At 73.4% G+C, this 26,147-nt stretch carries 24 protein-coding genes; 8 read left to right on the forward strand and 16 right to left on the reverse strand.

From position 1 onward, the window contains the following. Nucleotides 1–23: 23 nt before the first annotated feature. From bioD to ACE3UN_RS10785, 12 genes are all read right to left on the reverse strand, one after another. Nucleotides 24–746 (reverse strand): dethiobiotin synthase, encoded by a 723-nt coding sequence (bioD, locus tag ACE3UN_RS10730; RefSeq protein WP_374674935.1) that lies wholly within the window; start codon nt 744–746, stop codon nt 24–26. Then, nucleotides 736–2,118, reverse strand: coding sequence for an adenosylmethionine--8-amino-7-oxononanoate transaminase (gene bioA, locus ACE3UN_RS10735; RefSeq protein ID WP_374674936.1), 1,383 nt, complete (start codon nt 2,116–2,118; stop codon nt 736–738). Before bioA ends, bioD begins: the two co-directional genes overlap by 11 nt. Before the next feature lie 17 nt (nt 2,119–2,135). Beyond that, nucleotides 2,136–2,519: an aspartate 1-decarboxylase gene (gene panD, locus ACE3UN_RS10740; RefSeq protein WP_374674937.1), complete on the reverse strand. Its 384-nt coding sequence runs from the start codon at nt 2,517–2,519 to the stop codon at nt 2,136–2,138. A gap of 33 nt (nt 2,520–2,552) precedes the next feature. Continuing rightward, nucleotides 2,553–3,572: a biotin synthase BioB gene (bioB, locus tag ACE3UN_RS10745; RefSeq protein ID WP_374674938.1), complete on the reverse strand. Its 1,020-nt coding sequence runs from the start codon at nt 3,570–3,572 to the stop codon at nt 2,553–2,555. 7 nt (nt 3,573–3,579) lie between these two features. Further along, complete coding sequence (gene panC, locus ACE3UN_RS10750; protein WP_374674939.1) at nt 3,580–4,419, reverse strand: pantoate--beta-alanine ligase; 840 nt, start codon at nt 4,417–4,419, stop codon at nt 3,580–3,582. Between the two features lie 196 nt (nt 4,420–4,615). After that, entirely contained in the window at nt 4,616–5,482 is an 867-nt protein-coding gene (gene panB, locus ACE3UN_RS10755; RefSeq protein ID WP_374674940.1) for a 3-methyl-2-oxobutanoate hydroxymethyltransferase, read from the reverse strand. Between the two features lie 148 nt (nt 5,483–5,630). Next, nucleotides 5,631–6,827: a hypothetical protein gene (locus tag ACE3UN_RS10760; RefSeq protein WP_374674941.1), complete on the reverse strand. Its 1,197-nt coding sequence runs from the start codon at nt 6,825–6,827 to the stop codon at nt 5,631–5,633. A gap of 34 nt (nt 6,828–6,861) precedes the next feature. Further along, the gene (locus tag ACE3UN_RS10765) at nt 6,862–7,917 is read right to left on the reverse strand and encodes a hypothetical protein (RefSeq protein ID WP_374674942.1); all 1,056 of its coding nucleotides are present in this window, start codon (nt 7,915–7,917) and stop codon (nt 6,862–6,864) included. 43 nt (nt 7,918–7,960) lie between these two features. Next, a complete protein-coding gene (locus ACE3UN_RS10770) occupies nt 7,961–9,040 on the reverse strand; it encodes a S49 family peptidase (RefSeq protein ID WP_374674943.1) in 1,080 nt (359 codons plus the stop codon). A gap of 47 nt (nt 9,041–9,087) precedes the next feature. Further along, nucleotides 9,088–9,477, reverse strand: a complete 390-nt coding sequence (locus ACE3UN_RS10775) for a Rieske (2Fe-2S) protein (RefSeq protein ID WP_374674944.1) — start codon at nt 9,475–9,477, stop codon at nt 9,088–9,090. Next, a complete protein-coding gene (locus ACE3UN_RS10780) occupies nt 9,470–10,132 on the reverse strand; it encodes an HAD family hydrolase (RefSeq protein WP_374674945.1) in 663 nt (220 codons plus the stop codon). Before ACE3UN_RS10780 ends, ACE3UN_RS10775 begins: the two co-directional genes overlap by 8 nt. Further along, nucleotides 10,129–11,127 (reverse strand): RluA family pseudouridine synthase, encoded by a 999-nt coding sequence (locus ACE3UN_RS10785; RefSeq protein WP_374675028.1) that lies wholly within the window; start codon nt 11,125–11,127, stop codon nt 10,129–10,131. The genes ACE3UN_RS10780 and ACE3UN_RS10785 overlap by 4 nt, the downstream gene beginning before the upstream one ends. Nucleotides 11,128–11,815: 688 nt before the next feature. Between ACE3UN_RS10785 and ACE3UN_RS10790 the strand changes: the two genes are divergently transcribed. After that, a complete protein-coding gene (locus ACE3UN_RS10790) occupies nt 11,816–14,815 on the forward strand; it encodes a ribonuclease E/G (RefSeq protein WP_374674946.1) in 3,000 nt (999 codons plus the stop codon). 56 nt (nt 14,816–14,871) lie between these two features. Here ACE3UN_RS10790 and ACE3UN_RS10795 read toward each other — a convergent pair whose 3' ends face one another. Further along, nucleotides 14,872–15,312: a hypothetical protein gene (locus ACE3UN_RS10795; protein WP_374674947.1), complete on the reverse strand. Its 441-nt coding sequence runs from the start codon at nt 15,310–15,312 to the stop codon at nt 14,872–14,874. Between the two features lie 152 nt (nt 15,313–15,464). On the opposite strand from ACE3UN_RS10795, the gene ssb reads away from it, so the two are divergent. Then, entirely contained in the window at nt 15,465–15,977 is a 513-nt protein-coding gene (gene ssb / locus ACE3UN_RS10800; protein WP_374674948.1) for a single-stranded DNA-binding protein, read from the forward strand. A 96-nt stretch (nt 15,978–16,073) separates the two neighbouring features. Here ssb and yihA read toward each other — a convergent pair whose 3' ends face one another. After that, a complete protein-coding gene (yihA, locus tag ACE3UN_RS10805) occupies nt 16,074–16,781 on the reverse strand; it encodes a ribosome biogenesis GTP-binding protein YihA/YsxC (protein ID WP_374674949.1) in 708 nt (235 codons plus the stop codon). A gap of 54 nt (nt 16,782–16,835) precedes the next feature. Here yihA and ACE3UN_RS10810 point away from each other — a divergent pair, with 54 nt between their 5' ends. The 6 genes from ACE3UN_RS10810 to ACE3UN_RS10835 all read left to right on the forward strand — a co-directional run bounded on the left by ACE3UN_RS10810 (nt 16,836) and on the right by ACE3UN_RS10835 (nt 24,060). Continuing rightward, nucleotides 16,836–17,501 carry a cytochrome c gene (locus tag ACE3UN_RS10810; protein ID WP_374674950.1) on the forward strand — a complete coding sequence of 222 codons (666 nt, stop codon included), beginning with the start codon at nt 16,836–16,838 and terminating at the stop codon, nt 17,499–17,501. A gap of 182 nt (nt 17,502–17,683) precedes the next feature. After that, a complete protein-coding gene (locus tag ACE3UN_RS10815; RefSeq protein ID WP_374674951.1) occupies nt 17,684–19,858 on the forward strand; it encodes a cytochrome c biogenesis protein ResB in 2,175 nt (724 codons plus the stop codon). Then, on the forward strand, nt 19,855–21,252 hold the full coding sequence (gene ccsB / locus ACE3UN_RS10820) for a c-type cytochrome biogenesis protein CcsB (protein ID WP_374674952.1): 1,398 nt from the start codon (nt 19,855–19,857) through the stop codon (nt 21,250–21,252). Before ACE3UN_RS10815 ends, ccsB begins: the two co-directional genes overlap by 4 nt. A gap of 101 nt (nt 21,253–21,353) precedes the next feature. Next, the gene (gene msrP / locus ACE3UN_RS10825; RefSeq protein WP_374674953.1) at nt 21,354–22,388 is read left to right on the forward strand and encodes a protein-methionine-sulfoxide reductase catalytic subunit MsrP; all 1,035 of its coding nucleotides are present in this window, start codon (nt 21,354–21,356) and stop codon (nt 22,386–22,388) included. Between the two features lie 3 nt (nt 22,389–22,391). Continuing rightward, nucleotides 22,392–23,048 (forward strand): sulfite oxidase heme-binding subunit YedZ, encoded by a 657-nt coding sequence (locus tag ACE3UN_RS10830; RefSeq protein ID WP_374674954.1) that lies wholly within the window; start codon nt 22,392–22,394, stop codon nt 23,046–23,048. A 7-nt stretch (nt 23,049–23,055) separates the two neighbouring features. Next, nucleotides 23,056–24,060 carry a cation diffusion facilitator family transporter gene (locus tag ACE3UN_RS10835; protein ID WP_374674955.1) on the forward strand — a complete coding sequence of 335 codons (1,005 nt, stop codon included), beginning with the start codon at nt 23,056–23,058 and terminating at the stop codon, nt 24,058–24,060. Between the two features lie 55 nt (nt 24,061–24,115). On the opposite strand, the gene ACE3UN_RS10840 is transcribed toward ACE3UN_RS10835, so the two are convergent. Together ACE3UN_RS10840 and ACE3UN_RS10845 are read right to left on the reverse strand one after the other, a co-directional pair. After that, entirely contained in the window at nt 24,116–25,270 is a 1,155-nt protein-coding gene (locus tag ACE3UN_RS10840) for an acyl-CoA dehydrogenase family protein (RefSeq protein WP_374674956.1), read from the reverse strand. A gap of 17 nt (nt 25,271–25,287) precedes the next feature. Then, a complete protein-coding gene (locus tag ACE3UN_RS10845; protein ID WP_374675029.1) occupies nt 25,288–26,145 on the reverse strand; it encodes an enoyl-CoA hydratase family protein in 858 nt (285 codons plus the stop codon). Nucleotides 26,146–26,147: the final 2 nt, after the last annotated feature.

Genomic DNA, 26,147 nt, shown 5'->3' on the forward strand with positions numbered 1-26,147 from the left:
GCACCGGCCCGGCAGGGAGAGGGTCAGTGCAGAAAAGGCGCCAGGTCCAGCCGCGCCGCCAGCGCCGGCGGCTCGGGCAGCCCGGCCTGCCACGGCAGCACGCCCCAGCACGGCGCCGGCAGGCGCTGGCGCAGCGTGTCCAGGTTCTCGACGAGGCAGGCCATGTGGGGGTCCACGACGTTGCCGACCCAGCCGGCGAGCTCGAGGCCGTCGGCGCGGATAGCCTCGGCGGTGAGCATGGCGTGGTTGAGGCAGCCCAGGCGCAGGCCCACCACCAGCAGCACCGGCGCCGCCAACGCCCGCGCCAGGTCGGACAGCAGCTCGTCGTCGTTCACGGGCACACGCCAGCCGCCGGCACCTTCGACCACCAGCGCGTCGGCCTGGGCCTGCAGCGAGCGCGCGGGCGCCAGCAGGTCGGCCACGGTGACGCGGCGGCCGGCCCGGCGCGCGGCCAGGTGGGGCGACAGCGGGTCGGGCAGCGCCACGGGGTTGTCCAGCTCGGGCGCCACCGCCAGCGTGGACGCGGCGCGCAGCTGCAGCACGTCCTCGCTGGCCCAGCCGCCCGGCGTGCCGGCATGCGGCACCAGGCCGGAGGCCACGGGCTTCATGCCCACCACGCGCCGGTGGTGGCGGGCCAGCGCATGCAGCACCGTGGCGCTGACCAGCGTCTTGCCCACGCCCGTGTCGGTGCCGGTGACGAACAGGGTGCGGCAGGCGCCGGGGAGGGCCACGTGGTCAGACGCCATCGACGCCTCCGGTGGCGACGGCGCGGCCCTCGGCCGGCTCCTCCGCCAGCGTGGCCTGCAGCGCCACCAGCGCGCCGGCGGCCAGGAAGGCGCCCTCGTCCTCGCTGATCACGTAGGGCGGCATGGCGTACACCGTGTGCCCGATGGGCCGCAGCAGCACGCCCTGCGCCAGCGCGTGCGACGCGAAGCGGCGGGAGAAGTCGGGGGCGCGGCTGGCCACGTCCCACGCGAAGATCATTCCCTGGCGGCGTGCGTGGCGCACGGCGGGGTGGGCGGTGAGCGGGGCGAACTGGGCCCACAGCCGGTCGGCCGTGGCGCGGTTGGCCTCGACGATGCCGGTCTGCTCGATCAAGTCCAGCGTGGCCAGTGCGGCGCGGCAGGCCAGGGGGTTGCCGGTGTAGCTGTGCGAGTGCAGGAAGCCGCGCGCCACCTCGTCGTCCCAGAAGGCCTCGTACACCGCATCGGTGGTGAGCACCGCCGACAGCGGCAGCGTGCCGCCGGTGAGGCCCTTGGACAGGCAGAGGAAATCGGGGCGGATGGCCGCCTGCGGGTGCTGGTGCGCGAACAGCGTGCCGGTGCGGCCGAAGCCCACGGCGATCTCGTCGAGCACCAGGTGCACGGCGTGCCGGTCGCACAGCGCGCGCAGGCGCTGCAGGTACCGCGGGTCGTGCATGGCCATGCCGGCCGCGCACTGCACCAGCGGCTCGGCGATCACGGCCGCGGTCTCGTGCGCGTGCTCGGTGAGCCAGGCGTCCAGCGCGGCGGCCGCGCGCTCGGCCACGTCGGCGGGCGCCTCGCCCGGCGCCGCCTGGCGCGCATCCGGGCTGTCCACGGTGGCCGCCAGCCGCACCAGGGGTGCATAGGCCTCGCGGAACAGCGCGATGTCGGTCACGGCCAGCGCGCCCACCGTCTCGCCGTGGTAGCCGCCGGCGATGCCCACGAAACGGCTCTTGGCCGGCCGGCCCGCGTTGCGCCAGAAGTGCGCGCTCATCTTCAACGCGATCTCGGTGGCGCTGGCGCCGTCGCTGCCGTAGAACGCGTGCCCCAGCCCAGTGAGGGCGGACAGGCGCTCGGACAGCTCCACCACGGGGGCATGCGTGAAGCCGGCGAGCATGACGTGGTCCAGCGTGTGCAACTGGTCCACCAGGGCCTCGCGGATGGCGGGGTGGCCGTGGCCGAAGAGGTTGACCCACCACGAGCTGATGCCATCGAGCACCCGGGCGCCCTCGTGGTCGTGCAGCCACACGCCCTGGGCGCGGGCCACGGGGATCAGCGGCTGGGGCCGCTCGTCGCGTGCATGCAGCTTCATCTGCGTGCACGGGTGCCAGACGGCCGCCAGGCTGCGGCGCCGCCAGTCGTCGTTCAGGCTCATGCGCGGGAGTGACTCGATCAGCCGGCCTGCGGGCCCGAGGGCTCGTGGCGGATCTCCTTGACCCGGTTGTCGCCGTCCACGAACACCAGCGTGGGCACATGGGCGTCGATGCGGTCGTCGTGCACCGAGGCGAACGAGGCGATGATCACCAGGTCACCCACCGACGCCCGTCGTGCGGCCGAGCCATTGAGCGAGATGACGCCGGAGCCGCGCGGCGAGGCGATCGCGTAGGTGATGAAACGCTCGCCGTTGCTCACGTTCCAGATGTGCACCTGCTCGTTGGGGCGGATGCCGCTGGCGTCGAGCAGGTTCTGGTCGATGCCGCAGGAGCCCTCGTAGTGCAGCTCGCAGTGGGTGACCGTGGCGCGGTGGATCTTGGCGTGCAGGAAGGTGCGGAACATGGGTCGTGCGGCGCAGCGGGGTCCGGCGGGCTGTCAGCCCTGCAGCGAGTGGCGCGCCTTCATGCCCAGGCGCATGAGCAGGGCGCGGTCGCGCTCCACGTCGGGGTTGCCGGTGGTCAGCAGCTTCTCGCCGTAGAAGATGGAGTTGGCGCCGGCGACGAAGCACAGCGCCTGCAGCGCCTCGTCCATCTGCTGCCGCCCGGCCGACAGGCGCACGCGCGCGGTGGGCATGGTGATGCGGGCCACGGCGATGGTGCGCACGAACTCGAAGGGGTCGATCTTCTCCGTGCCGGCCAGCGGCGTGCCCTCCACCTGCACCAGCTCGTTGATGGGCACCGACTCGGGGTACGGGTCCAGGTTGGCCAGCTGGCCGATCAGCGCCGCGCGCTCGGCGCGGCTCTCGCCCATGCCGACGATGCCGCCACAGCACACCGACATGCCGGCCTTGCGCACATGGTCCAGCGTGTCCAGGCGGTCCTGGTAGTCGCGCGTGGTGATGATGCGGCCATAGGCCTCGGGCGCGGTGTCCAGGTTGTGGTTGTAGTAGTCCAGGCCGGCGTCCTTCAGCGTGAGCGCCTGCTGCTCGCTGAGCATGCCCAGCGTGCAGCACGCCTCCAGGCCGATGGACTTCACCTCGCGCACCAGCTCGGCCACCTTCTCGATGTCGCGGTCCTTGGGCGCGCGCCAGGCGGCGCCCATGCAGAAGCGGGTGGCGCCCGCCGCCTTGGCGGCCTCGGCGGCCTGGCGCACGGCATCGCCGTCCATCAGCTTGCCGGCTTCCACGCCGGTGTCGTAGTGCACCGACTGCGGGCAGTAGCCGCAGTCCTCGGGACAGCCGCCGGTCTTGATGGACAGCAGCGTCGCCAGCTCCACCTCGGCGGGGTCGAAGTGTTCGCGGTGCACGGTCTGGGCGCGGAACACCAGCTCGGTCAGCGGCAGCGCGAACAGCGCCTCGATGTCGGCCACCTTCCAGCGGGCGTTCGGTGCGGCGTCCGGCGCGGCCGGGGCACGGTGCAGGCGGATGGGCTGTTCGGTGGTGAGGTCTTGCGTCATGGTGGGTTCAGCACTCGATGTTGTCGATCAGGCGCGTGGCGCCCAGGCGGGCGGCGCCCAGCGCCACCAGCGGTTCGCCGGCCAGGCGCTCGCCTTCGGTGGGCGGCAGCAGGTCGCTGCGGCGGCGCAGCGTGAGGTAGTCGGGCGCCCAGCCGCGGGCGGCCAGCGCGGCCATGGCCTCGGCTTCCAGCGCCTCGCGCGGGGCCTGGCCGTCGCGGGCGCGCGCGGCCAGGGCCTGCAGCGCCTGGGGCAGCGCGATGGCCTCGTGGCGCTCGGTCTGGCCCAGATAGCCGTTGCGCGAGGACAGCGCCAGGCCGTCGTCGGCGCGCACGGTGGGCGCGCCCACCACCTGCACCGGCAGCGCGAACTGGCGCGCCATGCCGGCGATCACCTTCAGCTGCTGGTAGTCCTTCTGACCGAACACCGCCACGCGCGGCTGCACGCACTGGAACAGCTTCATCACCACCGTGCACACGCCGGTAAAGAAGCCGGGGCGGAACTCGCCTTCGAGGATGTCGGCCAGCGCCGGGGGCGGCTGCACCTTGTAGGCCTGCGGCTCGGGGTAGAGCTCGGCCTCGTCGGGCGCGAAGACGAGGTCGCAGCCGGCGCCGGTGAGCAGCTCCACGTCGCGCGCCAGCGTGCGCGGGTAGCGGTCGAAGTCCTCGTGCGGCAGGAACTGCAGCCGGTTGACGAAGATGCTGGCCACCACCGGGCCGCCGCGTTGCCGCGCCTCGCGCACGAGCGACAGGTGCCCCTCGTGCAGGTTGCCCATGGTGGGCACGAAGGCCGTCTGTTCCTGCCCGGCCAGCCTGTGACGCAACTCGGTGATCGAATGAATGACCTGCATATCAACTCAAGGCGCGGCGCAGCCGCCGCCGCCCATCCAGTGGCGTGCGCGGATCCGGCTGTGCCGGTCCGCTGCGCGAGCCCCCTCTGGGGGCAGCCCCCTGGCAGGGGGGCGTGGGGGCCCCAGTATCTCCCGGTCCGCTGCGCGAGCCCCCTCGGGGGGCAGCCCCCTGGCAGGGGGGCGTGGGGGCCTCATGTCAGTATCCGTGCACGGCTTCGTCGGGGAAGCTGCCGTCCTTGACCGCGGCCACGTAGGCCGCCACGGCCTGGGCCACCGAAAGACCCGGCGCGTCCGCGGCACTGCCCGGCACGCGGGTGAAGTCGCGCACGAAGCGGGGGCGCTTGCCGGGCGTCAGGCCCAGCATGTCGTGCAGCACCAGCACCTGGCCGGTGGTGCCCGCGCCGGCGCCGATGCCGATGGTCATGAGCTGCGGCAGCTGCCCGGTGATGCGGCGTGCCAGGGCCGAGGGCACCAGCTCCAGCACCAGCATGGAGGCCCCCGCCTCGGCCAGCGCCGTGGCGTCGGCGAGCAGCTGGCTGGCGGCCGCCTCGTCACGGCCCTGCACACGGTAGCCGCCGATGGCGTGCACGCGCTGCGGCGTCAGGCCCAGGTGCGCGCACACCGGCACGCCCCGCTCGACCAGGAAGCGCACGGTCTCGGCCGTGTAGCCACCGCCCTCGAGCTTGACCATCTGCGCCCCCGCGCGCATCAGGGCGCCGGCCGAGGCCAGGGCCTGCTGCGGGCTGGACTCGTAGCTGCCGAAGGGCAGGTCCGCCACGAGGAAGGCCAGGCGCTTGCCACGGGCCACCGCCTCGGTGTGGTAGGCCATGTGCTCCAGCGTGACCGGCAGCGTGCTGCTCTGGCCCTGGATCACATTGCCCAGCGAATCGCCCACCAGCAGCACATCGGCGCCCGCGTCGTCGAGCACGCGCGCGAAGGTGGCGTCGTAGCAGGTCAGCATGGCCAGCTTCTCGCCCCGTGCCGCCGCCTCGCGCAGGCGCGGCAGGGTCACCGCCGGGCGGGCGGCCGGGGGGGCCTCGGACGTCGAAGGATGCACGCTCATGGTCGGCACTCGGTGGAATGGCTCGTGGCGGGGCGCGGCGACGCGCAGGATGCAGGATGCTGCGCCGCAGCAGGGGCGCCATTCTGCCTGCATCGGCTGACGCGCTCCGCCGGCCGGCACAAGGCCGCGGCGGCCGGTCAGCCGGGACTCATTGCTCCACGATCTGCCACGCGATGCCCCGGGCGGCCAGGCGCCGCGCCACCTGCTCGGCCTCCGCCTGGTCGGCCAGCGGCCCGACCGACAGCGCATCGCCCTCGTGCGTGCCCACGACGTCCACACGCAGCCGGCTGCCCGTCTGCCCCATGCTGCGCAGGGTGGACTCCAGCTGCTGCGCCTGCGAGCGCAACACGGCCGGGTCGCTCTGGGCGGGGCCCACCAGCCGGAACCGGCTCGGCACCGCCCCCCGCGTGTCGCCCACATCGGCCGGCACGCCCGCGCCCACCTTCGGGGCGGCAGCCGCACGTCGGCCCGCGGGGGCTGGCAGGGGCGCGTCCACCGTCGCCGTCGCCGTCGCAGGCAGGTCGGGCGCCGTGCCGGCCGGTCCGGCGGAGGGCCCGGTCGGCGGCGCGACGCCCGGGCGCAAGGGGCCCGGTGGCGCCGCGGCCCGCTCGGCCGGGCGCGGCGCGACGGCCGCCGCCTCCGCCGGCAGGCGCCCCGCGGGCCAGGCCGCCCAGGCGATCCAGCCGGCCACCAGCAAGGCCGGCACCGACACCAGGCCCGCACCCAGCGCCAGGCGCGGGCGGCTGAGCTGACGGTGGCCGACCACGCTGGCCGGGTCGTGCGCCGGCGCCGTGACCTCGCGGCCGGCCAGCAGGCGCGCCGGCGGCCGCCCGCGGCCCCGGCGCAGGGCCACGGTGAGCAGGTAGACCGGCTGCGCATCGTCCTCGCGCCAGCCCGTGCCCACGGCCACCCGCCGCAGCGGCCACTCGCCGCCATCGGGCCGCTGCAGCCAGCCGCGCGACAGCGCCAGCGCCACCACCTTGTCGCGCGACAGCGGCGGCGCGATGGGCAGCTCGTCGAACAGCGGCAGCCGCCCCGCCAGGCCGGCGGGGTCGCTGTCGGGGGGCGGGGCGGAGAACGGCAGCGCGATCACGCCGCAGCCACCCAGGTCGCGCCGGCGGATGCGCCGGGCCAGCGCGTGGCCGTTGTGCCAGGCCACCACCTGCGAGGCCAGGCGCCGGCGCAGCGACGCCGACGCATGGGCGGCCGGCAGACGGGTGACGGGCCCGAAGCGGGAGACCGCGTCGCCGCCCGCCAGGCGGCGGCGCTTGGCCGCACGCTCGCGCGCCACGCCCGCGCGGCTGGCGCGGCGGGTGGCGGGCGGGGCGACGGCAGTGGTGGTCATGGGCAGGTCCCTGGGCCGCCATGCGGCGCGGCGCTCAGAACTCCATCCACTTCATGGGCACGCCGCGCCGCGCCAGCACCTCGGCCACCCGCTCGGCGTCGGCCTGGCTGGGCAGCGGCCACAGCGTCACCACGTACCCCTGGGGGGTCGGCATGATCTGTACCTGCATCTCCCCCTGCGCCGGCCCCAGCACCTGCTGCACGCGTTGCAGCGTGAACTCCGCCGCCGCGTTCTGCTTGACGGGCACGGACACCAGCGCGAAATGCGGGCCGGGCGGCAACGCGCGCGGTGGTACGGCGGAGGCGGCGGAGGCGGCTGAGGCGGCCGAAGCGGCCGGCGCCGAGGCGGGAGCGACGGCGGACAGCCGCACCGCCCCAGCGGATCCGGCGGAAGCCGGTGCGGAGGCGATCGCCGGGGCGGGCACCGCGGCAGACGCGGGTGCCGAGGCGGGTACCGAGGCGGGCGCCGAGACCGTCGCCGAGGCGGCCGGGGCCGACGATGCCCCGGGCGACGGGCCCGTGGCGGCGGCCGGCGCAGGCCCCGGCGGCGCGCGCCAGCCGGCGATGGCCAGCAGCAGCAGCGCGGCGGCCCCGGCCGCGGCCAGCGCCACGCGCCGAGGGCTCAGCGGGCGGGGGCCCCACACCGCCGGATGGGCCGGGGCCAGCAGCAGGCGGCGCGGCGCACGCGGCGGCGCACCCAGCCGGTCGGGCAGGTCCTGGATGGCCGCGGTGAGCAGGTGCAGGGTGAGCGGCGCCGGCTCGGGGGCCGCGTCGGCGCGCTCCACGTCGCGCTGCGGCCAGCTGGCCGGCCCGGGGCGCTCGGCCACGCCATGGGCCAGGGCGAACTCCACGAGCGCCCGGTGGGACAGGCCGGGCAGCAGCGCCGGCTGGTGGAACAGTGCGGTGGGCCGGCCGGCCGGCGTGCCCGCGGGTGCGAACGGCAGGGCCACCACGCCCCATCCGCCCACCTGGGCGGGCTCGATGCGCCCAGCCAGGGGCTGGCGGTGCTGCCAGGCGCGGACGCGCCCGATGAGCCGCTGCACCGCCTGGCCCTCGTCCGGGCCCGGTGCGGCGGTCAGCGGGTCGTTCATCGGTGGGCGGGCGCGCCAGGGCCAGCGAGGCGGCGGCGCGCGGTCAGCGCAGGGGCGCGATCTGGCGCATGGCGCGCACGGCGCCTTCGCCGATGGACGCGCCGAAGCGCTTGGCCAGGCGCTCCGCCACGTTCTCCTGCGGCGTGTAGTCCACGACGTCCTCGGCGCCCACCACCTCGCGGGCCACGTAGTCGAGGTTGCCGAAGTCGTCGGCGAGGCCCTGCTTGACGGCTTCCTCGCCGTTCCAGAACAGGCCGGAGAAGGTCTCTGGCGTCTCCTTCAGGCGCTCGCCGCGGCCTTCGCGCACCACGTCGACGAACTGCCGGTGGATCTGGTCGAGCATGGCCTTGGCGTAGGCGGTCTCCTGGGGATCGGCCGGCGAGAAGGGGTCCAGCATGCCCTTGTGCTCGCCGGCGGTGAGCAGGCGGCGCTCGATGCCCATCTTCTCCATCAGGCCGGTGAAGCCGAAGCCGTCCATCAGCACGCCGATGGAGCCCACCAGGCTCGCCTTGTCCACGTAGATCTGGTCGGCCGCCACCGCGATGTAGTAGGCCCCGGAGGCGCACACCTCCTCGACCACGGCATACACCTTCTTCTTGTGCTTGGCCTTCAGGCGCGCGATCTCGTCGTTGACGATGCCGGCCTGCACCGGGCTGCCGCCCGGCGAGTTGATGCGCAGCACCACCGCCTTGGCATTCTCGTCCTCGAAGGCGGAGCGCAGCGAGCTCACCAGCAGCTCGGCACTGGCCTCGCTGTCCACGGCAATCTCGCCACGCACCTCCACCAGGGCCGTGTGCGCGCCCGTGGGCGCACCGGGGTGGCCGTCGCGCTGGGTGGACAGCCCCCACACCAGCGCCAGCACCAGGCCGAACCAGCCCAGGCGCAAGGCGAGGTTCCAGCGGCGCGCATGGCGGCGCTCGCGCAGCATCTCGCCCGACACCTGCGCGAGCAGCGCCTGCATGCTGGCCAGGGCATGCGCCGTGTCGGCCGGCGCGGCAGCCGCCGCGGGTGCCGCCGCCTCGGCGGCGGCGGGCGCGGGCGCCGGCGCGGGCTCGGCAGCGGGGCCAGGGACCGGCGCGGGGCGCTCGGCCGAGGGGTCGACGGGGTCGTTCGGCAGGCTCATGGGGCAGGGGGTACGGCGGCGGGAACCGAGGGCGGCACGCGGGCGCCTCAGTCGAAGAGGATGGGCCGGATGTCCGGACTAGGATACCAATACACCTCGCCGTCACGCTCCGCGACATCGAGGGCGATGAGGGATTCACCGAGGCAGGGGCCGGCCACGCACTGGCCGTCGGCGGGCTCGTAGGTGGCGCCGTGGATCGAGCAGATGATCCAGCGCTTGTCCAGGTCGAGGAACTCGCCGGGCTGCCAGTCGAGCTCGGTGGGGACATGGGCGCAGCGGTTCATGTAGGCCACCACCCGGCCGTCGAAGCGCAGCGCGAAGGCGCGCGCGGGCTGGCCCCACAGGGTGACGTCGAACACCACCGCCAGGCCGCGCTCGTGCAGATCGGCGCTGGCGCACACGCGCTGCGGCGCGACAGGTGCCAGGGGCTCAGCCATGCTGCACCAGCCAGTCGTGCAACTCGGCCGTGGAGTGCGCCACGAACAGCGGCTCCAGGGCCGCGAAGGTCTCGTGGTCGTGGGCGCCGAAGGCCACGCCCACCGACGGCGTGCCGGCATGGCGTGCCAGCTGCAGGTCATGGGTGGTGTCGCCGATCATCAGCGTGCGCTCGGGCGCCACGCCCAGCTCGGCCATGAGCTCCTGGAGCATGCGCGGATGCGGCTTGGACTGCGTCTCGTCGGCCGTGCGGCTGGCGTCGAACAGGCCACGCAGCTCGGTGCTCGCCAGCGCCTCGTCCAGCCCACGGCGCGACTTGCCGGTGGCCACGGCCAGGAAGTGCTGGCGCGCCTTCAGTGCGTGCAGCATGGGCAGCGTGCCGGGGAACAGGCTGATCTCGTGCTGGCTGGCGAAATAGTGGCGGCGGTAGCTGGCGCCGAGCTCGGCATAGCGGTCGTGCGGCAGGCCAGGCACGGCGTATTCCAGCGCATCACGCAGGCCCAGGCCGATGACATAGGCGGCGCGCTCGGCGCTGGGCACGTCCACCCCGAGGTCGGCACAGGCGGCCTGGATGCTGCGCACGATGAGGGCGGTGGAGTCGAACAGGGTGCCATCCCAGTCGAAGGCGATGAGGTCGAAACGGCGGGTGCGGGTCATGGAACGGGAGAGGACAGCGCCGACAGCAGTGTGGCGCATTCGGCCGGCAGCGGCGCCTCGAGGGTGATGCGCTCGGCGCTGGCCGGGTGGTCGAAGGCCAGGCGCCGGGCGTGCAGGAACATGCGGTCGAAGCGGCAGCCGGGCACCGCCTTGCCGGCGGCCAGCGCCTTGTTCAGCGCGAACTGGCCGTATTTCTCGTCCCCGGCGATGGGATGGCCCGCGTGGGCCAGGTGCACGCGGATCTGGTGCGTGCGGCCGGTCTTGATGGTCACGTCCAGCAGGCTGAAGCCCGGCGCCGGGCCGGCAAAGGCCTGCACCACCCGCACCAGCGAGATGGAGCGCCGGCCGTCCGCGTCGTCGTCGGCCACGGCGCGCACCCGCCGCTCGCCCTGGGCGTCCAGGTACTTGTGCAGCGCCACGTCGACCACCTTCCTGGCGGCCGGCCAGGCGCCGGCCACCAGGGCCGCGTAGGTCTTGCCGGTCTGGCGGTCGCGGAACTGCTGCTGCAGGTGGTTCAGGGCGCTGCGCTTCTTGGCCAGCAGCAGCAGCCCCGACGTCTCCTTGTCCAGGCGGTGCACCAGCTCCAGGAAGCGGGCCTCGGGCCGGGCGCGGCGCAGCTGCTCGATGACGCCGAAGCTCACGCCGCTGCCGCCATGCACGGCCACGCCCGCGGGCTTGTCGATCACCAGCAGGTGCTCGTCCTCGAGCAGCACAGGAAACTCGCGCGGCGGGACCGCGTCGGCCGGGGCCTGCGCCGCCGGGGCCGCCACCCGCACCGGCGGCACGCGCACCTGGTCGCCCACCGCCAGGCGGGTATCGGCCGCCGCGCGCCCGCGGTTCACCCGGACCTCGCCGGAACGGATGATGCGGTAGACGTGCGTCTTGGGCACGCCCTTGAGCTCACGCATCAGGAAGTTGTCCAGCCGCTGGCCTGCGGAGCCGTCGTCCACGGTCAGCTGGCGCACGGCCGGCAGGGGCGCGTTTTTGGCCTTTATAATGGTCTGCGCCACGTTGAAGCCGTAAGTGCTTGATTTTTCAGAGTTTACCCGGGCACGGGGGTTTCCAGGCGTGGCGGCAGGTGGTGTTTTTCGCCTGCCGATCGTCAAGGTGATGCAACACACCCGGTATTCCGGCGCGGAATGGCCTGCCCCAAAGTGGCCGGCCGGCCGTGACGGCGGGCGTGGAAGAGAAACATTCGGATGTGCCGCCTCCAGCGCCTGTGCGCTGGGGATCCACCAAGGTTTTTGGCCTCCGGCCGGAGCGCGTGACCCGCTGCCCTGCGCCGGAACCGCCAGCGACGACAACAACAAGCGCCCATCGACGCGCATGCCCACTCCCCTCCCCTCCTGGCTCGCTGCCCCCGACGGCCCCGGCGCTCGTGCGTCGGTGCGGCCGCCCCGGGCCGGCGTGCCCGTGCCCGGCGCTGCCGGGCCCGTCGGGGCCGGGCCGAGCATGCCGCACGGTCGCCTGCCTGTCGCCGCACGCGCCAACGCTGCCTCTGTCATGCCGCTCACCGCGGCCTGAGGCAGTCCAGGGCGATTCCTTCTCCCGGCCACGTCCGCTGCTGTTTCCCGTGCATCGTTCGAGGCGGCAGCGCGCTGGCCCCCGGGCCGTCGCGCTGCAGCCTCCATGGTGGTGCCTGGCCAGCCTGAGGGCAGGTCCGGCACCTGACAAGGAGTGCACATGAAGCGCATGCTCATCAACGCGACGCAGCCGGAAGAACGGCGCCTCGCAATCGTCGACGGCCAGAAACTGCTCGACTTCGAGACCGAGATCGAGGGCCGCGAACAACGCAAGGGCAACATCTACAAGGCGGTCGTCACCCGCGTGGAGCCCTCCCTGGAGGCCTGCTTCGTCGACTACGGCGAGGACCGCCATGGCTTCCTGCCCTTCAAGGAAATCTCCCGCCAGTACTTCAAGGAAGGCGTGGGCGTCCGCGACGCGAAGATCCAGGACGTCATCTCCAATGGCCAGGAACTGCTGGTCCAGGTGGAAAAGGAAGAGCGCGGCAACAAGGGCGCGGCGCTGACCACCTTCGTCTCGCTGGCCGGCCGCTACCTCGTGCTGATGCCCAACAACCCGCGCGGCGGTGGCGTCAGCCGCCGCATCGAGGGCGAGGACCGCGAGGAACTGAAGGAGAACCTCGACCAGCTGCAGTACCCCAAGGGCATGAGCCTGATCGCCCGCACGGCCGGCATCGGCCGCTCGGCGGCGGAGCTGCAGTGGGACCTCAACTACATGCTCAAGCTCTGGGACGCCATCGACGGCGCCTCCAAGGCGGGCAAGGGCGCGTTCCTGATCTACCAGGAGTCGTCGCTCGTCATCCGCGCCATCCGCGACTACTTCACGTCGGATGTGGGCGAGATCCTGATCGATACCGACGACATCTACGATCAGGCGCACCAGTTCATGAACCACGTGATGCCCGAGTCGGCGCATCGCGTGAAGCGCTACCGCGACGACGCGCCGCTGTTCTCGCGCTTCCAGATCGAGCACCAGATCGAGACGGCGTTCGCCCGCACGGTGAACCTGCCCTCGGGCGGCGCCATCGTGATCGACCACACCGAGGCCCTGGTGGCCGTGGACGTGAACTCGGCGCGCGCCACACGCGGCGGCGACATCGAGGAAACCGCGCTGCGCACGAACCTGGAGGCCGCGGACGAGATCGCGCGCCAGGCCCGGCTGCGCGACCTGGGCGGCCTGATCGTCGTTGACTTCATCGACATGGAGGAGTCCAAGAACCGCCGCGAAGTGGAGCAGCGCCTGCGCGACGCCCTGCGCCAGGACCGGGCCCGCGTGCAGTTCAGCTCGATCAGCAAGTTCGGCCTGCTGGAGCTGAGCCGCCAGCGCCTGCGCCCGGCGCTCAGCGAAGGCAGCCACATCACCTGCCCGCGCTGCAACGGCACCGGCCACATCCGCGACACGGAATCGTCCGCCCTGCAGATCCTGCGCATCATCCAGGAAGAGGCGATGAAGGAGAACACCGCCGCCGTGCACGTGCAGGTGCCGGTGGAGGTGACGAGCTTCCTGCTCAACGAGAAGCGCACCGAGATCACCAAGATCGAGCTGAAGCAGCGCACCACCGTGCTGCTGGTGCCCAACAAGCACCTGGAGACGCCGAACTACAAGCTCGAGCGGCTGCGCCACGACGACCCCCGCCTGGAGAACCTGCAGGCCAGCTACACCATGATCGAGGAGCCGGACGACGAGGTCGCCATCTCCCGGCGTGAGAAGAGCAAGCCCAAGCAGGAGCCGGTGATCAAGGGTGTGCTGCCCGACCAGCCGGCCCCCGTGGCCCCGCCGCCCGCCCCGGCGCCCGCGCCGGTGGCCCCGGCCCCGGCGCCCGTGGCCGCCGCCCCGGCCCAGCCCCAGTGGGCCAGCACGCCGGCCGCCCAGCCGGCCAGCGGCGGCTTCATGGGCTGGCTGAAGAAGATGTTCGGCATCGGCGACACGCCGGCGCCCACGCCCGCTCCGGCCGCCGCCCCGGCGGCGCAGCCCGCCGCACGCACCGAGCCGGCCCGTGAAGGCGGCCGCGGCGAGCGCAAGGGCGGCGGCCGCGACGGCCGACGTGGCGAGCGCGGCGATCGCGGCGAGCGCAGCGATCGCGGCCGTGGCGGTGAAGGCCGCGGGCGCGGCGAGCGCGCCGAGCGCGGCGACGACACCCGCCAGGGCGGTGGGCGCCCCGAGGGTCGGCCAGAGGGTCGGCAGGAAGGCCGCCAGGACAGCCGTGGCGGCCGCGGTGAGCGCCGCGACGGACGCGACGAGCGCCGGGGCGATGCCCGCCGCACGCCGCAGGTGGCCGATGCCGAGCTGAGCGACACGGCCGCCCTGGCCGCCGCGCCGCGCAGCGACGAGGGCGCGCCGGCGCGGCCGCCGCGCACGCCGCGCCCGGCGGCGGTCGACGCGACGACGCCGGCCGATGCGTCCGCCGTGGCGGGCGACGAGGCCCTGCTGGCGCCGGACGGCGACACGGAGCGTCCCGAGGGCGAGCGAGGCGAAGGTGAAGGCCGCCGCCGCCGCCGCCGCCGCGGCCGCGGTGGCCGTGCCGAGGGCATGGGTGAAGCCGGCACGGACGGCACCGTGGCGGCCGACGACACGCCGGAAGGCGAGGCCACGCCGGCCGTGGCGCCGGTGGCCGATCACGGTGGCGAACCGTTGGCCGAGCCCGGGGCCGCGTCGGCCGACACGGCCGGCACCCCCCCGTCCGAGCGCCCGCGCCGCGAGCGGCGTGAACGCGGTGAACGCGGCGAGCGCGGGGAGCGTGCCGAGCGCCGTCCGGCCGGCGAACCGGCTGCCGCCGACGTGCCCGCGGCGCCCACCTTCGCCGAGGTTCCCGGCGACGACGACGCTCCCGCCGCCGTGCCTGCGGCGCCCGCCGCGCCCGTCGCCGTGGCCGCGCCGGTCACCGCGCCCGCACCGCGCCCGGCGCGGGTGGAGCCCTACGTGCTCGCGCTCGACGACCTGCAGCGCATCGCCGAATCCGCGGGCCTCACCTGGGTCAACTCCGACGAGGAGAAGATCCGCGCCGCCCAGGCCGCCATCGCCGCCGAGCCGCAGCCGGTGCGCGTGCCGCGTGAGCGCCCGCCCGTGGTGGTGGTCGATGAAGGCCCGCTGGTGCTGGTGGAGACCCGCAAGGACCTCAGCCAGATCACCCTGCCCTTCGACACGCCCGCCGCACGCTGAGCGCCGGCCGGCCAAGCCAACAACGCCACCTCCGGGTGGCGTTTTTCATGGTCGGCTCACATCACCGGGCGCACTGCCGGCCCGGCCACGCAGCGGCCGGCCTCGCAGCGGGCACCCGGATCCGTCACCATCGAGCAGTCCGAGATGCGGCCGCTGCGCTGGTTGTCCTCCTGGCGGGCACGCGTGTAGGCGTCGATCAGCTGGCGCAGCCGCGTGCCGTCGCTGACGGTGGTGGACCAGACCACATAGGCCTCGGGGCCACCACAGGCCTTGTGCCCGACCGGCGTGCTGCGGCACTGGGCGGCACTGCTGCAGGTGGGCTCGCCGATCTCGTCGCGGATCTGGCGGAACAGCGCCTGCGTGTCGGCCGCGGGCACGCTGGCGGGCGGCGGCGGAGCCTGTGGCTGGGCGCAGGCGGCCAGCCACAGGCTGCCGAAGGCGGCCACGACGACGCTGGATGCGGCACGGCGAAGGCGAAATCGGACGAGGTCGGTCATCGGAGGGCACCGGGTGTCACCGGGTCAAGGCGCGGCATGCGCCGCGATGCGGCCGAGTGTGACACCACGGCGGTGGGCCTTGGCCCATGGGGCACAATCACAGCCCCCTTTCCCGTTCGTCGAACCGTCCTCCAGCACAGGGAGCGCCACACATGGCATCCGTCAACAAAGTCATCCTCATCGGCAACCTGGGCCGCGACCCCGAGGTGCGCTACACCACCAGCGGCTCCGCGGTGTGCAGCCTGCGCCTGGCCACCACGCGCAACTGGAAGAACCGCGACAGCGGCGAGCGGCAGGAAGAGACCGAATGGCACTCCGTGGTGCTGTACGACCGTCAGGCCGAGATCGCCGGCGAGTACCTGAAGAAGGGCCGCCCCGTGTACATCGAAGGCCGCCTGAAGACCCGCAAGTGGCAGGACAAGGACGGCAACGACCGCTACACCACCGAGATCGTGGCGGAGACGATGCAGCTGCTGGGCGGCCGGGAAGGCGGCGGCGGTGGCATGGGCGACGACGGCGGCTACAGCCGCGACAGCGAGGCCGGTGGTGGCGGTGGCGGCGGCAGCCGCCCGGCGCCCGCGCCCCGCGCCCCGGCCCAGCGCCCCGCGCCGCGCGCCTCCAGCAGCGCCGGGCTGGACGACATGGACGACGACATCCCGTTCTGACGGTCGGCCGCCGCGGCACCCGGCCGCGCCCCCCCGACGCCCCTCGACGCCCCGCGTCGCCTCCTGGCGGCAGGGGCGTCGCCACGTCAGACGTGGTCAGGGCTGCAGCGCGTCCGGATGGGCCCAGCCCCACACCGCCTCGGCCAGGTCGCCCAGGCCGATCTGCTTGGGGGCCGAGAACAGCAGCACGCCCACGTCGGCCGCCTCGGTGGCCAGGTCGGCAAGACTCTCCTGCGCCACCGCCAGCGCCGCGGCCTGCTCCTTCTTGCTGAGCTTGTCGGCCTTGGTCAGCACGGCCAGCAGCTTCACCTCGCCGGTCACCACGCGGGGCGCCACGAACTCCAGCAGCTGCCGGTCCAGTAGCGTGAAGCCGAGCCGGCTGTCCACCAGCAGCACCACGCCGCCCAGGTTGCGCCGCACCTTCAGGTAATCGGCCATCACCTGCTGCCAGCGCAGCTTGGCGGTGCGTTCCACGGTGGCGTAGCCATAGCCGGGCAGGTCGGCCCAGTAGGCGTCGGGCGAGTCCTTGGGCCCCAGCGCGAACAGGTTGATGTGCTGCGTGCGGCCCGGCGTCTTGGAGGCGAACGCCAGCTGGCGCCGCTGGGCCAGGGCGTTGATGGCGGTGGACTTGCCAGCGTTGCTGCGGCCGACGAAGGCGAACTCCGGCAGGTCGCCGGCGGGCAGCTGGTCGAGCTGGCTGGCGGTGGTGAGGAAGCGTGCGCCGTGCGCCCAGGCGAGGGCGGTGCGGGTGGCAGGCGACACGTTGGGCACTGTCGCGGACGGTGCGCGGGTGGAAGCGGTCATGGAGCATTGTAAAATCCGCCGGTTTTGTTCTGAACAACCCCAAGGCACGCCGAGATGAAGACCTTCGCCGCCCACGTGAGCCACCGCGCGAGCCACCTCGTCGCCCGCCTGGTGGCCGGCACCGCACTGGCCACCACGCTGGCGTTGCCCGCCCTGGCCGCCGAGCCGGCCAAGAGCACCAAGCCCGATCTGGCCCGCGGCCAGGAGATCGCCGCCGGCGTCTGCGTGGCCTGCCACACCTTCGATGGCAGCCGCGGCGCCCCCGCCAACCCCATCCTGCAGGGCCAGCACCCCGAGTACCTGGCCAAGCAGCTGGCCGAGTTCAAGGCCGGCAAGCGCGTGAACGCCATCATGCAGGGCATGGCCGCGCCGCTGAGCGAGGCCGACATGAAGAACGTGGCGGCCTTCTACGCCACCAAGGAAGCCAAGACCGGCTTCTCCAAGAACAAGGCAACCATCGCCCTGGGCGAGAAGATCTACCGCGCCGGCATCGCCGACAAGCAGGTGCCGGCCTGCGCGGGCTGCCACGGCCCGGCGGGCGCCGGCATCCCGGCACAGTACCCGCGCCTGGCCAGCCAGCACACGGACTACATCGACGCGCAGATGAAGCTGTTCCGCGACAACAAGCGCGCCAACAGCGCCCAGATGCAGGCCGTGGCGGCCCGCATGAACGACGCGGAGATCGCGGCGGTGGCCGACTACATCGGCGGCCTGCGCTGAGCGCTGCGCGGCACCGGCGGCACCGCGCCGGCTGCCCTGACGAAGGCCGGTCGCCGTGACCGGCCGTCTGCCACGAAGGCCGGTCCGGGCGACCGGCTGCCCGCTGCGAAGGCCGGTCCGAGCGACCGGCCTTTTGCTTTTTGACAGGCGCGCCTGACGTCGCGCTTCCCATAATGCCGCCCATGACCGAGATCAACGGCGCCCCGGGCGCCCCCACCGCGGCCGCCCGGCGCTGGCGCGAGGCCTACGAGCTGCTGTCGTCGATGCGCTTCGCGATCACCCTGCTGTCGGTGATCTGCATTGCCTCGGTCATCGGCACGGTGGTGCAGCAGAACCAGCCGGTCAACGACTACATCAACAAGTTCGGCCCGTTCTGGGCCGAGGTCTTCGCGCGCTTCCAGCTGTTCAACGTGTACTCGGCCGGCTGGTTCCTGGTGATCCTGGCCTTCCTGGTGGTGTCCACCAGCCTGTGCATCGCCCGCAACACGCCCAAGATCCTGGCCGACCTGCGCAGCTTCAAGGAGCACGTGCGCGAGCAGTCGCTGGCCGCCTTCCACCACAAGGCCGAGGCGCGCGTGCCGCTCGCGCGGCAGCCTGCGCTCGACCATGTCGCCGCCGTCCTGGGGCGCCACGGCTGGCAGGCGCGCGCCCAGGTGCGCGAGCACGGCACCATGGTGGCCGCGCGCGCCGGCCGGGCCAACAAGCTGGGCTACCTCGCAGCCCACTCCGCCGTGGTGCTGGTGTGCGTGGGCGGACTGGCCGATGGCGACCTGATGGTGCGGCTGCAGATGGCGCTGCGTGGCGTGTCCAGCTTCGACGGCGGCTTCCAGTTCATCAGCCAGGTGCCGGCCGAGCACCGGCTGCCGGCCAGCAACCCCACCTTCCGCGGCAACCTGCTGGTGCCCGAGGGCCAGCGTGCCGGCGTGGCCCTGCTCAGCATGCCCAATGGCACCGTGCTGCAGGAGCTGCCGTTCGACGTGGAGCTGAAGAAGTTCATCGTCGAGTACTACGACACCGGCATGCCCCGGCTGTTCGCCAGCGACATCGTCATCCACGACCGCGAGAGCGGCCAGGCGATCCCGGCCACCGTGAAGGTGAACGAGCCGGCCGAGCACCGCGGCATCCTGATCTACCAGAGCAGCTTCGAGGACGGCGGCTCCGCGGTGAAGCTGCGCGCCGAGCCGCTCACGCCCGGTGGCAAGCCCTTCGAGCTCGCCATGCGCGTGGGCGAGAGCACCCAGCTGGTGAACAACCAGGGCGGCGACCCGCTGCGCCTGGAACTGACGGGCCTGAAGGTCATCAACGTGGAGAACCTGGCCGAGGCCAGCGCCGCCGATGCCCCGGGCACCGACGTGCGCGCCGTGGACCTGCGGGGCACGCTGGACAAGCACCTGGGCGCGGGCATCAACCCGGACAAGGCCAAGGCGCTGCGCAACATCGGCCCGGCCGTCACCTTCCGCCTGCGCGACAGCGCCGGCCAGGCGCGGGAATACCACCACTACATGCTGCCGGTGGAGCTGGACGGAAAGCGCGTGTTCCTGGCCGGCGTGCGCGACAGCACGGCCGAGGCGTTCCGCTACCTGCGCATGCCGGCCGACGAGAACAGCAGCCTGGACGGCTGGCTGCGCATGCGCGCCGCCCTGCTCGACCCGGACATGCGCGACAAGGCCGCCCGCCGCTACGCCGACCAGGCCACGCCCGAGGGCAAGGCCGAGATGCACGAGCAGCTGCGCCTGACCGCCGCCCGGGCGCTGACGCTCTTCGCGGGGCTGGAGAACGTGCCGGCGCCCGCCGCGGGCGCCTCCGCGCCGGCCTTGCCGCCCGGCACCACCCTGGGCGGGCTGGCGGCGCTGAGCCAGTTCATCGAGGTCAGCGTGCCGCCGGCCGACCGCTCGCGCATCGCCGAGGTGATGCTGCGCATCCTGAACGGCGCGCTGTTCGACCTGAACCAGATGGCACGGGAACAAGCCGGCCTGAAACCGCTCGAACCCGGTCCGGCGACCGAGGCCTTCATGACGCAGGCCGTGCTGTCGCTGTCCGACAGCTTCCTCTACCCGGCCCCCGTGCTGCTGCAGCTCACCGACTTCACCCCCGTCCAGGCCAGCGTCTTCCAAGTGGCGCGGGCGCCCGGCAAGGCGCTGGTGTACTTGGGCGCGGTGCTGCTCATCGTGGGCATCTTCGCCATGCTGTACGTGCGCGAACGCCGCCTGTGGGTCTGGCTGGCCGACGATGCCGCGCACGGCGGCACCCGGCTGCAGATGGCGCTTTCCACGCCGCGCCGCACGCTGGACATCGACACCGAGTTCGACACCTTGCGCCGGGAGCTCAGCGCCCCGGCCGGAGGCACCGCCCCATGAACACCACCGCCACCACGACCACCACCACGACGACCACCACGCTGGACCTCACCCGGCCGTCGCGGCTGGCCACGCGCAGCGCCTTCGACTGGGCCTTCGCGGCGCTGGTGGTGGCGGGCGCCGCGTACGCCTTTGCGCGCTACGGCGCGGCCATGGACGGCTACGAGAAGGGCATCCTCGTGGGTGCCGTGCCGTCGCTGATCGCGCTGGGCTGGTTCTGGGGCCCGCTGCGCGTGCTGTCGCTCGCCGTGGGCGCGGCCAGCCTGCTGGCCATCTCGCTGTACGCCCGCACGCCCGACGACTTCGGCGCCGATCTGGTCGCGGGCTCGCAGGTGTTCCTGCTGAAGTACCTGCTGTCCAGCCAGAGCGCCATTCTCTGGATGGGCGTGCTGTTCTTCATGAGCACGCTGTTCTACTGGATCGGCTTCGCCAGCCGCGGCGCCACGCAGGCGGCCGCGGGCGCCGAGCCCGCGGGCCTGCGCATCGGCTCGCGCCTGGCCTGGGCGGCCGTCTTCATGGCACTCACCGGCACCATGGTGCGCTGGTACGAGAGCCACCAGATCGGCCCCATGATCGGCCACATCCCGGTGAGCAACCTCTACGAGGTGTTCGTGCTGTTCTGCTGGCTCACCACCGTGTTCTACCTCTACTACGAGGAGCGCTATCGCACCCGCGCGCTGGGCCCCTTCGTGATGCTGGTGGTGAGCGCCGCGGTGGGCTTCCTGCTCTGGTACACGGTGGCGCGCGGCGCGCAGGAGATCCAGCCGCTGGTGCCCGCGCTGCAGAGCTGGTGGATGAAGGTGCACGTGCCGGCCAACTTCATCGGCTACGGCACCTTCGCGCTGGCGGCCATGGTGGCGCTGGCGGTGCTGCTCAAGACCTCGCCCGCGCGCTCGCTGTGGACGGGGCTGGTCGCCCTGCCGGGCGCGGTGCTGGTGCTCATGGGCGCCTACGCGGTGCTGGGTTCGCCCGACGCGGAGATGCAGGGCGCGGTCGTCAAGGCCGCCCGCCTGCTGGGCGGCACGGCCGCGTTCTTCGCGGTGATGATCGCCCTGCGCGGCGCCATCAACGCCCGCACGCCGTCGCTGGAGCTGATGGACGACGTGATGTACAAGGCCATCGCCGTCGGCTTCGCCTTCTTCACCATCGCCACCGTGCTGGGCGCCTTCTGGGCCGCCGAGGCCTGGGGCGGCTACTGGAGCTGGGACCCGAAGGAGACCTGGGCGCTGATCGTGTGGCTCAACTACGCCGCCTGGCTGCACATGCGGCTGATGAAGGGCCTGCGCGGCACGGCCGCGGCCTGGTGGTCGCTGGCCGGCCTGGTGGTCACCACCTTCGCCTTCCTGGGCGTCAACATGTTCCTGTCAGGCCTGCACTCGTACGGGGAACTCTGAGCGGCGCGGCGGAACCGGCGGCGCGCGTGTAAGGTCGCAGGGGGGATGGGCGACTGTGTGGAACAGGCGCCCCGCCCTGCCCTTCCCACGACGAGCCCCCCATGACGCAGCCGCCCCGCCCCCCGTTCCGCCCGCTGTCGCCGCTCGTGCGGCGTGACCGCGGCGTCGACCGCCCCGTCCCCTCCGAGATCACGCCCGCGGCGCTCTACCACGGGCGCCGCCAGTGGCTGCAGCAGGCCGCCGCCGGCTTGGCCGGGGCCGGGCTGGCGGCCTGGGCGAGTCGCGAGGCCTTCGCCCAGGGTGTGCCGCGCCCGGGCCAGCGCGCGGCGCTGCCGGCCGCCCGCAGCGCCGTGGCTGGCGCCATGGTGATGGACAAGCCCACGCCCTTCGACGACGTGGCGAGCTACAACAACTTCTACGAGTTCGGCACCGACAAGGCCGACCCCGCCCGCACCGCCGGCTCGTTGAAGACGCGGCCGTGGACCGTCAGCATCGAGGGTGAGGTCAAGCGGGCCCAGGTGCTGGGCATCGACGACCTGCTCAAGCTGGCGCCGATGGAAGAGCGCATCTACCGGCTGCGCTGCGTCGAAGGCTGGTCCATGGTGGTGCCCTGGGTGGGCTTCTCGCTGGCCGAGCTGGTCCGCCGCGTGGAGCCCACCGGCAACGCGAAGTTCGTCGAGTTCACCACCCTGGCGGACAGGGCGCAGATGCCGGGCCTGCGCTCGTCGGTGCTCGACTGGCCGTATGTGGAAGGCCTGCGCATGGACGAGGCCATGCACCCGCTCACGCTGCTGGCCTTCGGCCTGTATGGCGAGCTGCTGCCGCCGCAGAACGGCGCGCCGGTGCGCCTGGTGGTGCCGTGGAAGTATGGCTTCAAGAGCGCCAAGTCGCTCGTGCGCATCCGCTTCGTGGAGAAGCAGCCGGTGTCCAGCTGGCAGCGCTCGGCGCCCGAGGAATACGGCTTCTATTCCAACGTGAACCCGGCCGTGGACCACCCGCGCTGGAGCCAGGCCACCGAGCGCCGCATCGGCGAGGGCGGCCTGTTCGCCAAGCGCCGCCCCACCCTGCCCTTCAACGGCTACGAGGCGCAGGTGGCCTCGCTGTACGCGGGCATGGACCTCAAGAAGCACTACTGACGCATGGCGCTGGACGCCAACCGCCTGCTGGCCCACCGCGCGGCGAAGCCAGTGCTGTGGCTGGCGCTCGCCGGGCCGCTCGCCTGGCTGGTGGGCCGCGCGATGGCCGATGCGCTGGGCGCGAACCCGGCCGAGGCGCTGGTGCGCGGCCTGGGCGACTGGACGCTGCGGCTGCTGCTGCTGACGCTGGCCGTGACGCCGCTGCGCCAGTGGACCGGCTGGCACCAGCTGCTGCGCCACCGGCGCGCCCTGGGCGTGGCCACCTTCGCCTACGCCACGCTGCACTGGGCGGCCTATGCGTGGCTGGACCAGGGCTGGGCCTGGGGCGCCATCGTGGCCGACGTGGCCAAGCGGCCCTTCATCCTGGTGGGCACGCTGGCCTGGCTGCTGCTGCTGCCCCTGGCGGCCACCTCGTTCAACGCGGCCATTCGCGCGCTGGGGGGCCGGCGGTGGCAGGCCTTGCACCGCGCGGTGTATGCCATCGGCGGCCTGGCGATCCTGCACTTCTTCTGGATGCGCTCGGGCAAGCGGCTGTACGGCGAGGTGGCGGTGTACGCCGCCGTCCTGGCCCTGCTGCTGGGCTGGCGGCTGTGGCAGCGGCAGCGGCAGCGACGACAACGCGCCGCAGTGGCGGGCCCGGCGCGCGGCGTGGGACACTGAACGGGCCATGTCCGCCCACCACGACCACGACCACGCTCACGCTCACGCCAACGATCACGCTCACGACCCCGGCCACCACCATGGCCATGGCCACGGGCACGGCCACGGCCACGTCGGACACGCCCACGGCGACCCGGCCCGCGCCGGCCGGGCCTTCGCCCTGGCCATCGGCCTGAACCTGGCGTTCGTGGCGGTGGAGTTCGTGGCCGGCGTGTGGTCGAACTCCACCGCGCTGATGGCCGATGCGGGCCACAACCTGTCGGACGTGTTGGGCCTGGCGCTGGCTTGGATGGCCGCGCGGCTGGGCCAGCGGGCGGCCAGCGGGCGCTACACCTTCGGCCTGGGCGGCAGCTCCATCCTGGCCGCGCTGGCCAACGGCACGCTGCTGCTGGTGGCCTGCGGCGGCATCGGCTGGGAGGCGCTGCGCCGCTTCGGTGCGCCACCGGCCGTGGCCAGCGACATGGTCATCGCCGTGGCCGCCATCGGCCTGGTGATCAACGGCCTGTCGGCCTGGCTGTTCGCCAGGGACAGCGCCCACGACATCAACGTGCGCGGCGCCTTCCTGCACCTGCTGGCGGACGCCGGGGTGTCCCTCGCGGTGGTGGTCGGTGGCCTGGTCATGCGCCAGACCGGCTGGTTCGTGGTGGACCCGCTGCTGAGCCTGGTGATCGTGGTGGTGATCCTCTGGGGCACCTGGGGGCTGCTGCGCGAATCGCTGGAGCTGGCCCTGTCCGCGGTGCCGCGCCATGTGGACCTGGACCAGGTGCGCGCCTACCTCGCCGCCCAGCCCGGTGTGCAGGAGGTGCACGACCTGCACATCTGGGCCATCTCCACCACCGAGACGGCGCTCACGGTCCACGTGGTGGTGCCCGAAGGTGCACCGGACGACGCGGTGGTGGACGCGTGGGCGGCGGGCCTGCGCGAGCGCTTCGCCATCCACCACGCGACGCTGCAGGTGGAGCGCGGCAACACCCACCACGCCTGCCACCTGGCCGCGGGCGCGCACCGCTGAGCCCGCTCGCCGTCGGCGGGCCCCCGAAAGCCCTCGCCGCCGGCCGGCCCGGCGCTCAGCCGTGGCGCAGCACGTCCTTGCCGATGATGAGCTGCTGCACCTCGGTGGCGCCTTCGTAGATGCGCAGGGCGCGGATCTCGCGGTACAGCCGCTCCACCGGGTGGCCGCTGGTCACGCCCAGGCCACCCCAGAGCTGCACCGCCGCGTCGATGACACGCTGCGCGCCCTCGGTGGCGAACAGCTTGGCCATCGCCGCCTCGCGCGTGACGGCCTGGCCCTGGTCGCGCTGCCAGGCGGCGCGGTAGACCAGCAGGGCCGCCGCATCCAGCGTGGTGGCCATCTCGGCCAGCCTGGCCTGGCTGAGCTGGAAATCGCCCAGCACGCCGCCGAACATGGCCCGCGAACGTGCCCGGGCCAGGCCCTCGTCCAGCGCGCGCCGGCCGAAGCCCAGCGCGGCCGCCGCCACGCTGGTGCGGAACACGTCCAGCGTGCGCATGGCCACCTTGAAGCCCTCGCCCGGCGCGCCGATGCGCTGCGACAGCGGCACCCGGCAGCCGGTGAAGCGCAGCCGCGCCAGCGGGTGGGGCGCGATCACGTCGATGCGCTCGGCGATCTCGAAGCCGGGCGTGCCGGCCTCCACCACGAAGGCCGAGAGGCCGCGCGCGCCGGGCGCCTCGCCCGTGCGCACGAACACCACGTACAGGTCGGCGATGCCGCCGTTGGAGATCCAGGTCTTTTCGCCATCGATCACGGCGTGCTCGCCGTCGATGCGCGCCGCGCACTGCAGGGCCGCGACGTCGGAGCCGGCATCAGGCTCCGACAGGGCGAACGCCGCCAGGGCCTCGCCGCGCACCACGGGCGGCAGCCAGCGCGCGCGCTGATCCGGCGTACCGGCCAGCGACACCGCGCCAGACCCCAGGCCCTGCATGGCGAAGGCAAAGTCCGCCAGGCCACTGTGGCGTGCCAGGGTCTCGCGGGCCAGGCAGATGGCGCGGGTGTCGATGGCCTCGCCCGCACCGCCATAGGCGCGACCGGCCACCGCGGGCGCCAGCCAGCCGGCGTCGCCCAGCTGGCGCACCAGGCGGCGGCAGGTGGCGTCCAGGTCGTGGTCGCCGTGCACGTCGCGCACGTGGGCCGCGGCCCAGGCGTCCAGCTCGGCGGCAAAGGCGCGGTGCGCCGGCTCGAAGAAGGGCCAGTCGGTGCGGTCCATGCGTGGCTCCTGCCGGATCAGCGGCCCACGAACACCGGCGACTGCCGCGCCACGAAGGCGTGGTAGGCGCGGTGGAAGTCCTCGGTCAGCATGCACAGCGCCTGGGCCTGGGCCTCCGCCTCGATGGCCTGGTCGATGGACATGTTCCACTCCTGGTGCAGCATGGTCTTGGTGATGCCGTTGGCGAAGGTGGGGCCGTCCACCAGCTGCGCCGCCAGCGCGCGCGCCTCGGCCGCCAGCGCGTCCGGAGCCACCAGGCGGTTGAAGAAGCCCCAGCGCTCGGCCTCCTCGCCGCCCATCACCCGCCCGGTGTAGAGCAGCTCGCTGGCCCGGCCCTGGCCGATGATGCGCGGCAGCAGGGCGCACGCGCCCATGTCGCAGCCGGCCAGCCCCACCCGGTTGAAGAGGAAGGCCGTCTTCGAGCGGGCCGTGCCCAGCCGCAGATCGGACGCCATGGACAGGATGGCGCCGGCGCCGGCGCACACGCCGTCCACCGCCGCCACGATGGGCTGCGGGCAGGCGCGCATGGCCTTCACCAGCTCGCCGGTCATGCGGGTGAACATCAGCAGCTCGGGCGCCTTCAGGCGCACCAGCGGGCCGATGATCTCGTGCACGTCACCACCGGAGCAGAAGTTGTCGCCCGCGCCCTGCAGCACCACGGCGTGCACATCGTCGGCCAGCTTCAGCGCGTGGAACAGGTCGCGCAGCTCGGCGTAGGAATCGAAGGTGAGCGGGTTCTTGCGCTCCGGGCGGTTGAGCGTGACGGTGGCCACGCCATGGGCCACGGCATAACCCACATGCTGCATCACATGGCCCGCCATGGACCGGCGGTTGCCGGCCTGCAGGGCGGGGTCCACGCGGCCGGGGGCATCCATGT

The sequence above is a fragment of the Ideonella sp. genome (assembly GCF_041918995.1).
Lineage (GTDB): Bacteria > Pseudomonadota > Gammaproteobacteria > Burkholderiales > Burkholderiaceae_C > Ideonella.